This window comes from Euzebya sp., assembly GCF_964222135.1.
In the GTDB taxonomy this organism is placed as follows: Bacteria; Actinomycetota; Nitriliruptoria; order Euzebyales; family Euzebyaceae; genus Euzebya.
In genome coordinates, this window is the sequence record NZ_CAXQBR010000080.1 from 1 (window position 1) to 16407 (window position 16407).

Consider the following 16407-nt stretch of genomic DNA (forward strand, 5'->3'; position numbering starts at 1 on the left):
GTCCTCCCCGCGCGCGGGCTCCACCCCACGCGGAGCCTACCCGCCCCCCCCCCGCCCCCGGGCCGGACGCGGCGACGGCCGGCCCCCGGGGGGACCGGCCGTCGCCGTGGTGTGGTGGCGGAGCGCCTAGTAGACGTTCTCCGACCAGGCCTCGTCGGTGTCCCAGTCGCCACCCTCGCCGAAGCTGTCGAGCAGGTCGGCGGGCATCAGCTGCTGGGGCATCTCGGTCGGCACCGCGGCGATGTCGCGGTACTTGCGCAGCCCGGTCCCCGCGGGGATGAGCTTCCCGATGATGACGTTCTCCTTGAGGCCGTTGAGGGCGTCGGACTTGCCCTCGATCGCGGCCTCGGTGAGGACGCGGGTGGTCTCCTGGAACGACGCGGCGGACAGCCAGCTGTCGGTGGCCAGCGACGCCTTGGTGATGCCCATGAGCACCTGGCGGCCGTTGGCGGGCTGCATGCCCTCGTCCAGCGCCAGGCGGTTGCCCTTGGCGAACTTCAGGCGGTCGACGAGCTCACCGGGCAGGAAGTCGGTGTCGCCCGGCTCGATGATGTTCACGCGCCGCAGCATCTGGCGGACGATCAGCTCGATGTGCTTGTCGTGGATCGACACGCCCTGGGCGCCGTAGACCTTCTGCACCTCTTCGACGAGGAGCTTCTGGGTCTCGCGGGCGCCGAGGATCTCGAGCATCTCGTGGGGGTCGATCGACCCCTCGGTCAGCTGCTGGCCGACGCGGACGGTGTCGCCGCTCTGCAGCTCGCGGGTCACGCCCTCGACGTCCGAGGACTCGTCGGGCACGCGGGCCATGCGGGCACGGGTGGTCACCGAGATGGTGATGACCTCCTCGTCGTTGCCCGGGTCGATGTGCAGGTCGATGCCCTTGTCGCCACCCTCGATGGTGAGGGTGCCGGACACCGGGGAGATCTCGGCCTTCCCCTTGGGGCTGCGCGCCTCGAACAGCTCGACGACGCGCGGCAGGCCGTGGGTGATGTCCTCACCCGCGACACCACCGGAGTGGAAGGTCCGCATGGTCAGCTGGGTGCCCGGCTCACCGATGGACTGGGCGGCGACGATGCCGACGGCCTCACCGATCTGGACCGACCGGCCCTCGGCGAGGGCACGGCCGTAGCACTTGGCGCAGACGCCGACCTCGGCCTCGCAGTTCAGCACGCTGTAGACGCGGATGGTCCGCTCGGCGTCGGTCTCGGCGGTCGTCTCGAGGGGCTCGCCCGTCTCGGGGTGGAGCCCCTTGACCAGGACGCTGCGCAGGGCCCGGATCTCGCCGTCGGCGATCTCGGTGCCGGTCTCCAGCAGCACCTCCTCGGTGCCCGGGTACATGACGTCCTGGGCCAGGATGCGGCCGAACAGCGTCTGGCTGTCCCGCTCGCCGACCAGCACGGGGACGCCGCGGGTCACGCCGCAGTCCTCCTCGCGGATGATCAGGTCCTGGGCGATGTCGACGAGGCGACGGGTCAGGTAGCCCGAGTCGGCCGTCCGCAGGGCGGTGTCGGCCAGGCCCTTGCGGGTGCCGTGCGTGGCGATGAAGTACTCGAGGACGCTCAAGCCCTCGCGGAAGTTCGACTTGATCGGCCGCTCGATGATCTCACCGCGCGGGTTCGCGACCATGCCGCGCATCCCGGCGATCTGGACCAGCTGCCCCATGGACCCACGCGCACCGGAGTGCGACATCATCCAGATCGGGTTGGTCCGCTCGGCGGTCTCGAAGTTCCGCTCCATCGCGTCCTGCACCTGGTCCTTGGTGGTGGACCAGATGTCGATCAGGGCGTTGCGCCGGTCCTCGGGGGTCAGGCGGCCCTTCTCGAAGCGCGTCTCGACCTGGGCGGCCTGCGCCTCGGCGGCGTCGACCAGCTCCTGCTTCGCCGGTGGCGGGGTGACGTCCGCGATGGACACGGTCACGCCGGCACGCGAGCTGAACTCGAACCCGATGTCCTTCATCCGGTCGAGGACCTCGGCGGTCTGCCACTGCGCGAACTCGTCCGCGCAGCGGTTGACCAGGTTGGCCAGGCCCTTCTTGGTGAGGAGCTCGTTCTTGTACGGCATCTCCGCGGGGAAGATCTCGTTGAACAGCACCCGACCGGGGGTGGTCAGGACCCGCAGGCCCTTGCCGTCGTCGCGGAGCAGGCGCAGCCCGTCCTCCTCGCCGACGACGCGGTCGACCGGCACGCCGGCCTCGTCGCCGTCCTCCACGATCGGGTCGAACAGCGCGTCCTCGCGGATGACCTTGCCGCGCAGCCGGACGACGGACCAGTCCTGGAGGGTCACCTCACGGCGGTCCATCGCCATGATCGCCTCGTGGACGCCGGCGAAGGAGGGGATGCGGCGCTCGCCGGCCCGGACGGCCTCGACCAGGCCCTCGTCGGGAGCGGTCGCGAACTCGTCGACGCCCTCGGCGTAGGTCAGGTAGTAGGCGCCGAGCACCATGTCCTGGGTCGGCGTGGCCAGCGGGCGGCCGTTCGCCGGGCTCAGGATGTTGTTCGAGCTGAGCATCAGCAGCCGCGCCTCGGCCTGGGCCTCGGCGGACAGCGGCACGTGGACGGCCATCTGGTCGCCGTCGAAGTCGGCGTTGAACGCACTGCAGACGAGTGGGTGGATCTGGATGGCCTTGCCCTCGACCAGCTTCGGGATGAAGGCCTGGATGCCGAGGCGGTGCAGCGTGGGCGCGCGGTTGAGGAGCACCGGGTGGTCGCCGATGACCTCCTCGAGCACGTCCCACACCTGCGGGCGCTGGCGCTCGACCATGCGCTTCGCCGACTTGATGTTCTGGGCGAAGTTGAGGTCGACCAGCCGCTTCATGACGAACGGCTTGAACAGCTCGAGCGCCATCTTCTTCGGCAGGCCGCACTCGTGGAGCTTGAGGTGCGGGCCGACGACGATGACCGAGCGGCCGGAGTAGTCGACGCGCTTGCCGAGCAGGTTCTGGCGGAACCGGCCCTGCTTGCCCTTCAGCATGTCGGAGAGGGACTTGAGGGCGCGGTTGCCCGGCCCGGTGACCGGGCGGCCGCGGCGGCCGTTGTCGAACAGCGCGTCGACGGCCTCCTGCAGCATGCGCTTCTCGTTGTTGACGATGATCTCGGGCGCGCCGAGGTCGATCAGCCGCTTCAGCCGGTTGTTCCGGTTGATCACGCGGCGGTACAGGTCGTTCAGGTCGGAGGTCGCGAAGCGGCCACCGTCGAGCTGCACCATCGGGCGGAGGTCCGGCGGGATGACCGGGACGGCCTTCAGGACCATCGAGGTCGGGTCGTTGCCGGTGGTCCGGAAGGCCTCGAGGACCTTCAGGCGCTTCACGGCGCGCGTCGCCTTCTGCGACCGCGTCTTGCGCTTGCCGGACTTGATCTTCTCGGCCTCGTCGGCGAGGACCTCGCGCAGGTGCTCGGACTCGCCCTCGAAGTCGACCTGGCCGAGCAGGGTGCGGATGGCCTCCGCGCCCATGCCGCCGGTGAAGAACTCGCCGAAGCGGTCGCGCAGGTCGCGGTACAGCATCTCGTCGACGACGAGCTGCTTGACCTCGAGGGACCGGAACAGCTCGAGCACGTCGTCGAGGCGGTCGGCGCGGTCCTGCGCCCGCTCGGTGACGCCCTTGATCTGCTTCTCGATCTCGCGGCGCTTCTTCTTGATCTGGTCGGACTTCGCGCCCTCCGCCTCCATCTCGGCGAGGGTGGTCTCGAGCTCGCTCAGCAGCTGCTCGCGCTCGACCTCGAGCTCCTTCTCCAGCCGCTTCTTGTCGGCACCGATCTCCTTCTCGAGGTCGGGCAGCGCCTCGGCGCGACCCTCGTCGTCGACGGAGGTGATGATGTACGCCGCGAAGTAGATGACCTTCTCGAGGTCCTTCGGCGCCATGTCGAGCAGGTACCCGAGGCGCGACGGGACGCCCTTGAAGTACCAGATGTGGGTGACCGGGGCGGCCAGCTCGATGTGGCCCATCCGCTCGCGGCGGACCTTCGAGCGGGTGATCTCCACACCGCAGCGCTCGCAGATGATGCCCTTGAAGCGGACGCGCTTGTACTTGCCGCAGGGGCACTCCCAGTCGCGCGTGGGACCGAAGATCTTCTCGCAGAACAGCCCGTCCTTCTCGGGGCGGAGCGTCCGGTAGTTGATCGTCTCGGGCTTGCGGACCTCGCCGTTCGACCACATCCGGATCTGGTCCTCGGTGGCCAGCGAGATCTTCAGCTCGTCGAAGTTGTTGACGTCAAGCATTCGGTGGTGGTCCTCCTGTGGGACTCGTGATCAGCTGGCCGGTCCTAGGACGCGGCGAAGTCGTCGGTCTGGCGCTCGGGGCGGCTCAGGTTGATGCCGAGCTCCTCGGCGGCGCGGAAGGCGTCCTCGTCGGAGTCGCGGAACTCGATCTCCTCGCCGGTGGCGCTCAGCACCTCGACGTTGAGGCAGAGGCTCTGCATCTCCTTGACGAGCACCTTGAACGACTCGGGGATGCCGGGCTCGGGGATGTTCTCGCCCTTGACGATCGCCTCGTAGACCTTCACGCGGCCCACGACGTCGTCGGACTTGACCGTCAGCAGCTCCTGCAGGGCGTAGGCGGCGCCGTAGGCCTCGAGGGCCCACACCTCCATCTCGCCGAACCGCTGGCCGCCGAACTGCGCCTTACCGCCCAGCGGCTGCTGGGTGATCATCGAGTAGGGGCCGGTGGACCGCGCGTGGATCTTGTCGTCCACCAGGTGCAGCAGCTTCAGGATGTACATGTAGCCGACGGTGATCGGCTGGTCGATGGGCTCGCCGGTCCGGCCGTCGAACACCTGGGCCTTGCCGGCGCGGTTGACGATGCGCTCGCCGCCCGCACCCTCCTTGGTGTGCTCGAGCAGGTCCTGCAGCTCGTCCTCGCGGCACCCGTCGAACACCGGCGTCGCCAGCTTCTGCGGGTCGTGGTCGAGCATGTCGGCGCCCCAACCCATGCGGTCGAACCACTCGGGCTTGTCGTCGAAGCGCCAGCCGTTCGACGCGACCCACCCGAGGTGGGTCTCGAGGACCTGGCCGACGTTCATGCGGGAGGGGACGCCGAGGGGGTTCAGCACCACGTCGACGGGGGTCCCGTCGGCGAGGAACGGCATGTCCTCGATCGGGAGGATCTTCGAGATGACGCCCTTGTTGCCGTGGCGGCCGGCGAGCTTGTCACCGTCGGAGATCTTCCGCTTCTGGGCCACGTACACGCGGACCAGGTCGTTGACGCCCGGCTGCATCTCGTCGCCGTCCTCACGCGACTGCGTGCGGACGCCGATCACGATGCCGGTGTCGCCGTGGGGGACCTTGAGGGAGGTGTCGCGGACCTCGCGGGCCTTCTCGCCGAAGATCGCGCGGAGCAGCCGCTCCTCGGGGGTCAGCTCGGTCTCACCCTTCGGGGTGACCTTGCCGACCAGGATGTCGCCTGGGTTGACCTCGGCGCCGATGCGGACGATGCCGCGCTCGTCGAGGTGGGCCAGCACGTCCTCGGAGACGTTCGGGATGTCCCGGGTGATCTCCTCGGCGCCGAGCTTGGTGTCGCGGGCGTCGACCTCGAACTTCTCGATGTGGATCGAGGTGAGGACGTCCTCCTTGACGAGGCGCTCGGAGAGGATGATCGCGTCCTCGTAGTTGAAGCCCTCCCAGGTCATGAACGCGACCAGGAGGTTCTGGCCGAGGGCCATCTCCCCGGTGTCGGTGCAGGGACCGTCGGCGATGACCTGGCCCGGCAGGACCTCGTCGCCCTCGTCCACCAGGGGGCGCTGGTTGTAGCAGGTGCCCTGGTTGGTGCGCTCGAACTTGGCGAGGAAGTGCTTCTCGAGCGTCCCCTGCTCGGTCTTCAGGATGATGCGGTCCGCGGCGACCTCCACCACGGTCCCGCCCTGGTCGCTGATGACGACGTCACCGGCGTCGCGGGCGGCCTTCGACTCGAGGCCGGTGCCCACGTAGGGGCTGTCCGAGCGCAGCAGCGGCACGGCCTGGCGCTGCATGTTCGTGCCCATCAGGGCGCGGCTCGCGTCGTCGTGCTCGAGGAACGGGATCATCGCGGCGGCCACCGAGACGATCTGGCGCGGCGACACGTCCATGTACTGGACACCGCCGGCCGGGATCTCGCGGGGCGAGCCGCCCGGCAGGCGGACCAGGACGCGCTCGTTGACGAAGCGGCCGTCGCCGTCGAGCGGGGCGTTCGCCTGCGCGATGTTGAAGCGGTCCTCCTCGTCAGCGGTCAGGTACTCGATCTCGTCGGTGACCTGGCCGTCGACGACCTTGCGGTACGGGGTCTGGATGAACCCGAACTCGTTGAGCTTGGCGTAGGTGGCGAGGGACCCGATCAGGCCGATGTTCGGACCTTCAGGGGTCTCGATCGGGCACATCCGCCCGTAGTGGGAGGGGTGGACGTCGCGGACCTCGAAGCCCGCGCGCTCACGGGACAGGCCGCCGGGGCCGAGGGCCGACAGGCGCCGCTTGTTGGTCAGACCGGACAGCGGGTTGGTCTGGTCCATGAACTGGCTCAGCTGCGACGCCCCGAAGAACTCCTTCAGGCTCGCCACGACCGGCCGGATGTTGATCAGCGTCTGCGGGGTGATCGTCTCGACGTCCTGGGTCGTCATGCGCTCGCGCACGACGCGCTCCATGCGGGACAGGCCGATGCGGACCTGGTTCTGGATCAGCTCGCCGACGCTGCGGACGCGGCGGTTCCCGAAGTGGTCGATGTCGTCGGTGAAGTACCGCTGCTGGCCGTTGGGGTCGCGGACGTCGGTCGCCAGGCCGAGGAGGTAGTGCATCGTCGCGAGCACGTCCTCCTTGGTCAGCACGTGCCCGATCGGGGTCGCCGGCTCGTCGGCCAGGGCGACCGGCCGGACGTCGCGGGTCTCCGCGGCGGCGGCGTCGAGCAGGCGCTGGGGGGTGGGGTCCTCCTGGCGCGGCTTCGCCTCCTCGGGCGTGCGCATCCCGAGGTGGACCTGCTCCTCGCCGAGCTTCTTGTTGACCTTGTACCGCCCGACGCGCGCGAGGTCGTAGCGCTTGCCGTTGAAGAAGTAGTTGATCATCAGCTGGCCGGCGGAGTCCGGGGTGGGCGGCTCACCCGGGCGCAGCTTGCGGTAGATGTCCATCAACGCCTCGGCGGGCGTGGCGATGTTGTCCTTCGCGAGGGTCCGGTCGATGATCTCGCGGATCTCGCGGCGGGACTCGTCGAAGCCGTCGGGGTCGCCGAGGACGCCGAAGAACTCGAGGATCTCGTCGTCGGAGACGGGGGTGTCGAGCACCTCGCGGGCGGCCAGCTCGTACTCGCCGGTCTCGGCGTTGAAGGTGATCGCCTTCAGCGCGCGGTACAGCACGCTGATGTACTGGCGGCGCTTGCGGTCCACGCGCACGCCGGCGAACCCGCGCTTGTCGATCTCGAACTCGAGCCAGGCGCCGCGGGAGGGGATGATCTTGCAGCCGTAGACGTCACGCCCCGTCGTCTTGTCGACGTCGGTGTCGAAGTAGACGCCCGGGCTGCGGACCAGCTGGGACACGACGATCCGCTCGGTCCCGTTGATGATGAAGGTCCCCTTCTCCGTCATCATCGGGAAGTCGCCCATGAAGACCTTCTGCTGCTTGATCTCGCCGGTCTGGGCGTTGACGAACTCGGCGGTCACGAAGAGCGGCGCGGAGTAGGTGAGGTCCTTCTCGCGGCACTCCTCCGTGGAGTGCTTCGGGGCCTCGAACTGGTGGTCGGTCAGGCTGAGGGCCATCTGGCCCGTGAAGTCCTCGACCGGCGAGAGCTCGGAGAGGACCTCACCGAGCCCGCGACCGGTCAGCCACTCGAAGCTGTCCCGCTGGATGGCGACCAGGTCGAGGTCGTCGATCGGGAGGGGTTCGTCGATCTTTGCGAACGACAGGCGGGACGCGACGGAGTCGGGCGAGAGCGTCGACAAGGCTGCTGCTCCTCTATGGGTTGCAGTGGATGCGTGGGTGGAGGTGGTCGGGAGAGACGACCCGCCTGCGGCGCGCAGGCGGCCAGCGGGCTGCGCTAGCGGGTCGGGGGCGCGACGACGTGTCGCGCGGGGGGTGCCGCCCTGGTGTGCGACGTGGGTCCAGGGGTGGGCGGGGTCCCAGAGGACGGCAAAGCGCAGCACAAGTCAGGCTCGCGCTGCGTCTCGTCGGGTGCTGTCCCCTCGCGGAGACCGATGCGGTTGCTCGTGACGACTCCCTCGTCCCGTGCGAATCCTCTAAGGGTGCACGTCGGAAGACTACCCGTCAAGCACCCGGCCGCAACGTCGGGTGCTTGACGGGCGGTGGCGTGTGGCCGGTGGAACGCGACGGCGGGGCGACCGTGGCCGCCCCGCCGTGCGGGTGTTCGCGAGGTGGGGCTGGCTACTTGAGCTCCACCGTGGCGCCGGCGCCCTCGAGGGCCTCCTTCGCCTTCTCCGCGTCGTCCTTGTTCGCACCCTCCAGGATCGGCTTGGGGGCGCCGTCGACCAGCTCCTTGGCCTCCTTCAGGCCGAGGTTGGTGAGGGCGCGCACCTCCTTGATGACCTGGATCTTCTTCTCGCCGGCGGAGGCGAGGATGACGTCGAAGGAGTCCGTCTCCTCCTCCGCGGCGGCGTCGCCACCGCCGGCAGCCCCGGGGGCGGCCATGGCGACGGGGGCGGCGGCCTGGACGTCGAAGTGCTCCTTGAACCGGTCGCGGAACTCCTTCAGCTCGAGGAGGGTCATCTCCTCGAACGCAGCGATCATGTCGTCGACGGCGATCTTGGCCATTGCTCGTGCTCCTTGGTGGGGTCTGGGGGTCTGGGGTGGTCTCGGGTGGGGGCCGGCGGGGCCGGCTACTCGGGCTTCTTGGCCTCGAGGGCGGTCATCAGGCCCTCGGTCTCGGTCAGCAGGTCGTCGGCCATGCGCGGCATGTAGGCGAGCATGGTCTCGAACATCCCGGCGAAGCTGGCCAGCAGCTCCTCGGCGCTCTCGAGGTCCGCGAGCTTTCCGGCCTCCTCGCCGTCGAGGAAGTTGCCCTCGAGGACGGCGCCCTTGACGACGAGCTCGGGGTGGTCCTTCGCGAACGCGCGCAGGGCCTTCGCGACGCCGGCCACGTCGTCGCCGGTGAAGGCGAGGGCGGTCGGACCGGTCAGGGTCTCGCGCGGCACGTCGTATCCGGCCTCGGCCGCGGCCAGTCGGATCAGGGTGTTCTTCGCGACCGTGTAGGTCCCGCCGCTCTCACGCAGCTTGGCGCGGAGGTCCGCCATCTCCTGGACGGTCAGGCCGCGGTACTCGGTGAAGACGGTCGCGGTGGTCGCGCCGAGGTCCTCGCGGATCTTGTCGACGACCGCGGTCTTCTCCTGGCGTGCTCCCATCGGGGGCTCCTCGTGGTGGGCGTGTCGGGTGGTCTGGCGTCGTGGGCCGGCGTGATCGCTCGGAGACGACGAACGCCCTGGCCGTCAGCGGCGCAGGGCGTGGGACACGGTGCTCACCAGTGGAGCGGGTCTCTCACCTGCGCGGGGTTTACGTGCCGGGGCACACCAGCGGTCATGGGCTGGGCCGAGGGTACGCGCCGCCCCGCGGAGCCGCAACGCGCCCATCGTGCCTGTGTCGGCCAGTCGCCTAGAGGCTCCGCGCGCCCGCCCCCCCCCCCGCCGCTGACGCGTCGGGAGCGCCCCCCGGCCTGTCTCCTACGCGCTCACTGGCGTTCGCGCGCACTCGAGGGCCACTGCGCCGAGGCGGGCGAGGCGGACGTCGGCGAGCGGGGTCGTGGCCATGCCGAGGCGGTTGGTGGTGAACGCGATCGACATGCGGGTCTCGGGGTCCGCCCACGCGCCGGAGCCGCCGAGGCCGAAGTGGCCGAACCCCAACCGGGGCTGGTCGCTGCCGAGCACGAACGCCTGGTGGTACCCGAGCCGCCAGCGCATGGGCATGCCGAGGACCGCATCGCGCTGGCGGGTCTGGACCTTGCCGGCGCGCTCGAGGACGTCGGCCTCCAGGTACCGCTCGCCCTCGAAGATCCCGCCGGAGGCGAGGGGCGCGTACATCCGGGCGAGCGACCGAGCGGTGAAGACCCCGTTGGCGGCGGGCATGACCGCACCCCACAGCGCCGGTGAGTTCATGAACTCGTCGAAGCCGTGCGGCAGCAGCGCGTCGACGAAGGGGCGGAGCCGGCGGGCGTACTTCAGGTAGTGGCCGACGCGCGCCATGTTGAGGCCGAGGAAGGACAGGTCCTGGAAGAACGGGGCGATCCGGTGGTGCTCGGCGGCGGGGGTCGAGATGTACAGGCCGTCCGCGGCGAGCGGGGTGGCGACCTCCTCGGCCAGCAGGTCGGCGAAGTCCCGGCCCGTGGCGTGCTCCACGACCCCTGCCACCAGGTAGCCGAACGTCATCGCGTGGTAGGCGGGGCGGCCGCGCTCGGGGCCGGGCGGACGCGCGGCCAGCAGCGCGGCGATCCTGCGGTGGTCGAGCAGGTCGCCGGGCGCCTCGGCCACCCCCCGGATCCGGTGCAGACCGGCCCGGTGGGTGAGGATGTCGACGAGGGTGATGTCCTCCTTCCCCTCTGCCGCGAAGGCCGGCCACCACGTCGCCACGGGCACGTCGAGGTCCAGGACGCCCTTCTGCACCAACCGGTGGACGAGGGTCGAGGTGACGCCCTTCGAGGTGGAGAACGACATCGCCATCGTGTCCGGCGCCCAGGGCGTGCCGGCGTCCACGTCGGCGTACCCCGCCCACACGTCGACCACGGGCTCGCCGTGCTGGTACACGGCCAGCGCCCCTCCCCCGTCGCGCCGCCGGCCGAACAGGTCCCGGAACGCGTTGACCAGCGGTCGGAACCGCGGCTGGGTGAACGGCGCGGTCGGGGTCTCAGGCGTCGGGGTCTGGCGCTCCGTGGTGCTCACGGGAACCACTGTAGGTCTCCACTCCCGGGCTCCCCAAGGCCGGACGGCCCCCCTCACCCGCGCGAGGACCGCCGTTCGAGGGTCACCGCGAGGGTGCGGACGGGGGCGACGAACTTGCCGATCGGGTGGGCGAGCAGCCGCTCGCTCCGGGGGTGGTCCGGCGGGAGGGGGTGGTCCCCGCCCTCGCGGAGGAGCACCCGGAGGTGCAGGTCGGCCTCCACGGCCAGGGCGCGCAGGCGGCGCAGGCTCATGTTCTGGGTCCGCATGCCGGCGAGGCGGCTGTAGCGGAAGCGCCGGTCGTCGTCGAGCCATCGCGCTCCGGCGAGGCGGCCGAACAGCCGGTCGGCGGCGGCGACCGGCAGCCACGGCGGCCCGGCGATGCCGAGGTGCTGCTCGACGGGCCACAGCCGGTTCGGGGTGACGACCAGGATCAGCCCGCCGGGGGCCAGGACCCGCACCAGGTCGGCGAGGTAGCTGCGGGGGTCGGGCACGTGCTCGATGACGTCCATGGACTCGATCACGTCGAAGGCCCCGTCGTCGAACGGCAGCGGCGGGTCCGGCTCGACGCGATGGACCTCCGCGGAGGGGATCTCGGCGACGCGCAGCCGCGCCATCTCCACGGTGGCGGCATCGACCTCGACGCCGGTGACGCGGCTCGCACCGGCGTCGTGGTAGGCGAGCAGCGACCCGCCCATGCCGCAGCCGCTCGACAGGAACGATGCGCCGTCGAGGGGGCGGAACCGGTCGACGAGGGCCGCCCAGCGGTGGAACCGCGCGTTGTCGAGGGCCGTGTGCACCAGCGCGTCGTAGTTGAACTGCTCACGGTGGGGGGCGAGGTGGGCGCGGACCGCTGCCTCGAACGCCGGCGGGTTGGGGGTGACCCCCTCGGACGTCATCGCGCCAGACGGCGCAGGAGGCGCCGCACCCGCATCAGCGGATGTGCGATCACGGCGTCCCGGAAGGCCGCGAGCTCGTCGTGGCTCGCCTGGAGCGCCTCGCGGGCGGCTGTCTCCGCCGCACGTGCCGCCTCCGCGGCCGCGGCGTCGGCGCGGGCGCGGTCCGCGGCGGCGACCGCGGCGGCCAGCTCGTCCTCGAGCGCGGCGCTGCGCTGGTGCGCGTCGACGCTGTCCGCGCGGGCGCGCTGGGTGGAGGCCACGAGGGACTCGGCCAGCACGACCCGCAGGAGGCTGAGGTCGGCGTCCGCCGCGGGGTCCGCGGCGGCGCGCTCGAGCATCGGCGCGACCACGTCGGCGGGATCCACCGCCTCGTCGGAGGTGCGGAGCAGCAGCCCGTGGCGGTAGGAGGGGGCGGCGAGGTCGGCTGCGTAGAAGGTGCGGTTGTAGAACCGCTGGACGACCTCGACCGGCTCGTCGTCGCCGAGGGCGAGGAGGTGGAAGAAGGCGAGCATGCCCGCGAACCAGCGGTCCAGCCGGCCGCTCGGGATGGGCGCCACCGGGCCGTGGCGGGCCAGCCGGTCGCGGCTGGCGTCGAGGTCCGGGTGCCCGTAGCCGATGTGCTCGTCGAGGATCGCGATCGTCGGCAGGTCGGGCGCGAAGCGGTTGCGGACGTAGGCGCGCAGTGCGATGTCGGCGTCGGCGACCCCCGGGGTGTCGAAGGGGCAGACGACGAGCGCCCACCTGCCGGCGACGCGGGCCACCTCCTCGAGGAACGCGGCCCGCGAGGCGGGGACGACGTGCTCGAGGGTGTCGAGGGTCACCACGACGTCGAACGCGTCGTCGGCGAAGGGCAGCGCCGCGCCGTCGGCGAGCACCAGGGAGGGGGCCTGGGCGTGCCACGACGACGGCGCCTCGATGTCGGTCGAGGTGACCGCCGCGTCCGGCAGGAACGCCTGGAGCGACCCCGGCCCGCCGCCGAGGTCGAGGACCCGGGCATCCGGGCCGGCGGTCGCGAGGACCACGTCGGCGGCGAGCCGGTAGCGCGCGTAGTGGTCGAAGGGCCGTCGCAGCAGCGCATCGACGTCCGCTGCGGTCACGGGCACCTCCGGGGTTGGTGGCCGACCAGACCGTCGGGCAGGGCTAGACGGGGGTGACCTCGGCGGGGGCATCCGCCATGGCGTCCTCGAACTCGTCGCGGGTGCGCGGCTCGATGCGGATCGCGGGCCCCTGGGAGGTCGACACCGCGATGGACCGCATGTAGCGGCCCTTCGCGGACGCCGGCTTCAACCGGTGCAGCTCCTCCATCGTGGCGTTGTAGTTGGCCCACAGCTGGTCGGCGGTGAAGGACGCCTTGCCGATCGGCACGTGGACGTTGCCCTGGCGGTCGACGCGGAAGTCGACCTTGCCGCCCTTCGCGTCGCCGACGGCCTTCTCGACGTCCATCGTGACCGTGCCGGTCTTCGGGTTGGGCATCAGGCCGCGGGGGCCGAGCACCTTCCCGAAGCGCCCGACCTTCCCCATCTGGTCCGGGGTGGCGATCAGGACGTCGAAGTCGAGGTCACCGGCCTCGATCATCTCGACCAGGGTGTCGGAACCGACGATGTCGGCGCCCGCCTCGGTCGCCTCGGTGGCCTTGGGCCCCTCGGCGAAGACCGCGACGCGCATGGTCTTGCCCGTGCCGGACGGCATGATGACGGACCCGCGGACCATCTGGTCGGCCTTGCGGGGGTCGACGCCCAGCCGGACGGCGATCTCGACGGTGGCGTCGTAGGAGACGGTGGTCGTCTCCTTGACCAACCGCATCGCGTCGGACGGGCTGTACTCGCGCTCGCGGTCGATCTTGGCCAGGGCCGCCTCGTACCGCTTTCCTCGCTTTGCCATGGTGTGCTCCTAAGTGGTGCAGGCGGACGCTGTCCGCGCCCTCCCACGTCGGGTTGGGTGTGCTGACGCCGGTGTCAGTCGACGACCACGAGGCCCATCGAGCGCGCGGTGCCCTCGATGATCTTGGTGGCGGCGTCGAGGTCGTTGGCGTTGAGGTCCGGCATCTTCATCTCGGCGATCTCGCGGACCGAGCCGCGGGAGATCTGGCCGACCTTGTTGCGGTTCGGCTCGCCGGACCCCTTCTCGAGGCTCGCGGCCTTGAGCAGCAGCTTGGCCGCCGGGGGGGTCTTGGTGATGAAGCTGAAGGACCGGTCCTCGTAGACCGTGATCTCGACCGGGATGACGTTCCCGGTCTGGGCCTGGGTCCTGTCGTTGTAGGCCTTGCAGAACTCCATGATGTTCACGCCGTGCTGACCCAGCGCGGGACCGACGGGCGGGGCGGGGGTTGCCTGCCCCGCGGGGATCTGGAGCTTGATGAGGCCGACGACCTTCTTGGCCATGGTGGGTGTCTCCTTCGTGGTGCAAGTGGGCCGTCAGGCCCTCCCACAACGGGTTGGGTGGGGGTCTAGGGGGTCACGCCGCGGGGGCGCGCTCAGAGCTTCGCGACCTGGTCGAAGGTCAGCTCGACGGGGGTCTCGCGGCCGAAGATCGACACCAGGACCTTGAGCTTCTCCTGGTCGGCGTTGATCTCGGAGATCGTCCCGGTGAAGTCGGCGAAGGGGCCGGACGTGACGCGGACGTTCTCGTCCACCTCGTAGTCGATGACGGTCTTCTTGACCTTGCTCTCGCCGGGCGCTGCCTCGTCCTCCTCCTCCGGCTGGACGAGGATCTTCTCGACCTCGCTGCGCGAGAGGGGGACCGGACGGGTGCCGGGGGGGCCGACGAAGCCGGTGACGGCGGGGGTGTTGCGCACGACGTACCAGGACTCGTCGTCGAGATCCATGCGCACCAGCACGTAGCCGGGGAAGACCTTCTTCTTGACCTGCTGCTTCTTGCCGCCCTTGATCTCGACGGCGTCCTCGGTCGGGATGATGACCTCGTAGATCCGGTCGTCCATGTTCATGGACTGGATCCGGCTGGCGAGGTTCTCCTTCACCTTCGCCTCGTACCCCGCGTAGGTGTGGACGACGTAGTAGTCGCCCGGCAACAGCATCGGGTTGGGTCGGCGCTTGGGGGCGGGCTCTGCGGGGACGGCGTCCTGCTCGACGTCGGCGTCGGCCGCGTCCTCCTCCTCGAGCTCGACGGGGCCCTCGGCGGCCGGGTCGGTGTCGACGGCGGAGTCGGCACCTGCGGCGCTCAGCAGGTCGTCGAGGTCGTCCTCGGACTCGGCCTCTGACGCCGCGGCGGCATCCTCGTCGGCGGTGGTCTCCGCGGGCTCGTCCTGCTGGACCGCGTCGGCGGCGTCGGTCCCCTCAGCCGGCTGGGTGTCCTCGGCCACGGCGTCGGCGGGGACGGTGTCGGCGGGGGCGGTGTCGGACTGGGCCTCGGCGGGCGTCGGGGTGGGCTCGTCGCTCATGTCGCTCACCCGAAGATCCAGAAGACGAGCTGGCCGAACAGCTGGTCGAGCCCGAAGATGAACGCGCCGATGATGAGGGTCGTCACCAGCACGATCAGGGAGTACTGGACGACCTCGCCGCGCGACGGCCACGCGACGCGCCGGAGCTCGGTCCGCACCTCCCTCAGGAACTGGGCCGGGCCGGTGCGCGCCTTCGGGGCACCGCTGTTGGTTGTGTCGCTCATCGTGGGCCTGATCGGTTGCGGGTCGGGCGTGCGTGGACTGTGCGTGGCTGCCCCGGGCCGTGCGGGCGGGCTGGCTGTGCGCGTCCGTCGACGGGGTGGTGGTCCGGGCGGTCTGTGGGGAGCAGGGGCGGAGGGAATCGAACCCCCGGCCTGCGGTTTTGGAGACCGCCGCTCTACCAATTGAGCTACGCCCCTGGGGGGTGCTCGTCCCAGGGTGGCGTCCTGCGACGATCACGTCACCTGAACCGGCCCTGCGCTCGAGCAGTGGAAATCCCACCGCCACTGGGCGGTGGGACGGACGAGTCTAGGTCCACCCCTCCGACGTGTCCACGGCCGTTCAGGTGCCGATCAACCCGCCGGTCACGGGGATCACCGCGCCGGTGACGTAGTCCGCGCCGGGGCCTGACAGGAAGGCGTGGACCGCGGCGACCTCGTCCGGGTGGCCGAAGCGCCCCAGGGCGGTGGTGGCGGCAGCCATCTGCCGGACGGGCTCGGGCAGTCCGGGGTGGTCGCGGCTCGGCAGCGCGACGCCGTCGGGCAGCGCCTGGGTCAGCCGCGTCTCGATGTGGCCGACGACGACGGCGTTCACCCGGATGCCCCACCCGCCGAGCTCGCGGGCGAGGGTGCGGGTCAGCGAGAGCACGGCGCCGCCCGCTGAGGCGGAGGCCGATCCCCCGGCGGTCGCGGTCAGGGCCGCCGCGGGGACGGTCGTGATCACGCGACGCGGCGAGGCCACCGCGTCTGGCCCGGCCGCGAGCTCCTCCTCGGCATCGGCCTGCATGCGCCGGGCAGCGGCGCGCACGACCGTCCGGGTGCCGTCGAGGACGCTGCGGTGGACCGTCGCCCAGTCGGCGTCGTCCTGGCCGGTGAACGCGTGGTCGATCGCCCTGCCCGCGTTGGCGACCACCACGCGCAGGTGGCCGGCGTCGACGGCGGCCGCGACCGCCCGGTCCGCGACCTCGGCGTCCGCGACATCACCGATCACGGGTGTCGTCTCCGGGTGGGTTCGGTCGCCGGGGGACACCCCGTCGAGCGAGGCGACCAGGTCGTCGCCGTCGATG

12 protein-coding genes and 1 tRNA gene are annotated in these 16407 nt (G+C 70.9%); all 13 read right to left on the reverse strand.

Translation table 11 applies throughout. The annotated features are described in order from the left end of the window. Positions 1-126 precede the first annotated feature (126 nt). Positions 127-4215: a DNA-directed RNA polymerase subunit beta' gene (locus tag ACEQ2X_RS17780; RefSeq protein ID WP_370327186.1), complete on the reverse strand. Its 4089-nt coding sequence runs from the start codon at positions 4213-4215 to the stop codon at positions 127-129. 44 nt (positions 4216-4259) lie between these two features. Continuing rightward, positions 4260-7967 (reverse strand): DNA-directed RNA polymerase subunit beta, encoded by a 3708-nt coding sequence (locus ACEQ2X_RS17785; RefSeq protein WP_370327197.1) that lies wholly within the window; start codon positions 7965-7967, stop codon positions 4260-4262. A 361-nt stretch (positions 7968-8328) separates the two neighbouring features. Further along, a complete protein-coding gene (rplL, locus tag ACEQ2X_RS17790; RefSeq protein ID WP_370327187.1) occupies positions 8329-8715 on the reverse strand; it encodes a 50S ribosomal protein L7/L12 in 387 nt (128 codons plus the stop codon). Positions 8716-8780: 65 nt separating this feature from the next. Next, positions 8781-9302 carry a 50S ribosomal protein L10 gene (gene rplJ, locus ACEQ2X_RS17795; RefSeq protein WP_370327188.1) on the reverse strand — a complete coding sequence of 174 codons (522 nt, stop codon included), beginning with the start codon at positions 9300-9302 and terminating at the stop codon, positions 8781-8783. 315 nt (positions 9303-9617) lie between these two features. Continuing rightward, positions 9618-10829 carry a serine hydrolase domain-containing protein gene (locus tag ACEQ2X_RS17800; RefSeq protein WP_370327189.1) on the reverse strand — a complete coding sequence of 404 codons (1212 nt, stop codon included), beginning with the start codon at positions 10827-10829 and terminating at the stop codon, positions 9618-9620. Between the two features lie 53 nt (positions 10830-10882). Beyond that, entirely contained in the window at positions 10883-11725 is an 843-nt protein-coding gene (locus tag ACEQ2X_RS17805) for a methyltransferase domain-containing protein (protein WP_370327190.1), read from the reverse strand. Continuing rightward, positions 11722-12822: a class I SAM-dependent methyltransferase gene (locus tag ACEQ2X_RS17810; RefSeq protein ID WP_370327192.1), complete on the reverse strand. Its 1101-nt coding sequence runs from the start codon at positions 12820-12822 to the stop codon at positions 11722-11724. The genes ACEQ2X_RS17805 and ACEQ2X_RS17810 overlap by 4 nt, the downstream gene beginning before the upstream one ends. Positions 12823-12865: 43 nt before the next feature. Further along, positions 12866-13606 (reverse strand): 50S ribosomal protein L1, encoded by a 741-nt coding sequence (gene rplA, locus ACEQ2X_RS17815; RefSeq protein WP_370327193.1) that lies wholly within the window; start codon positions 13604-13606, stop codon positions 12866-12868. Positions 13607-13680: 74 nt separating this feature from the next. Next, complete coding sequence (gene rplK, locus ACEQ2X_RS17820) at positions 13681-14106, reverse strand: 50S ribosomal protein L11 (protein WP_370327194.1); 426 nt, start codon at positions 14104-14106, stop codon at positions 13681-13683. A gap of 92 nt (positions 14107-14198) precedes the next feature. Next, positions 14199-15122 (reverse strand): transcription termination/antitermination protein NusG, encoded by a 924-nt coding sequence (nusG, locus tag ACEQ2X_RS17825; RefSeq protein WP_370327198.1) that lies wholly within the window; start codon positions 15120-15122, stop codon positions 14199-14201. Between the two features lie 5 nt (positions 15123-15127). Next, positions 15128-15346, reverse strand: coding sequence for a preprotein translocase subunit SecE (secE, locus tag ACEQ2X_RS17830; protein WP_370327195.1), 219 nt, complete (start codon positions 15344-15346; stop codon positions 15128-15130). A gap of 122 nt (positions 15347-15468) precedes the next feature. Next, positions 15469-15541 (reverse strand) — tRNA-Trp (locus ACEQ2X_RS17835). A 142-nt stretch (positions 15542-15683) separates the two neighbouring features. Continuing rightward, positions 15684-16407: SDR family NAD(P)-dependent oxidoreductase (locus tag ACEQ2X_RS17840; RefSeq protein WP_370327196.1), on the reverse strand; the 724-nt coding region annotated here is incomplete at its 5' end.